This is a genomic window from Pseudomonas sp. 300 (genome assembly GCF_055803035.1).
Window position 1 is genome coordinate 1,424,652 of sequence record NZ_JAVLRV010000002.1, and the last position, 339, is coordinate 1,424,990.

The window sequence follows — 339 nt, forward strand, 5'->3', positions numbered from 1 at the left end:
GGGCGCGCAGGTGAGAGTACGCTGAGTGTGGGCGGGGGGGTAACGGGGAATGTTGCTGAGTTGCCAGTCGGCAAGCTGAACGCTTTCCTGGCTATCGGGACAGCATTTTTCCGATAGCCAGGAGGAGCGTGGGCTGGTTAGGTATTTGACGGACGTGTGGGCGGGGCGACTCTACCCGTACCAAGTTCTATCCCATTATTGCCGTTTTCGTCGAAGAGGTAATAGCCTGATTCTTCCCGTACTCCGGTGAATTGAGGTTCGACCTTCCTCACGCCTTGCACGGTAGCGGACTGAGGGACACTGCCGGTAGCCGCCCCGTCACGGCCCCCGGCTGGGCCT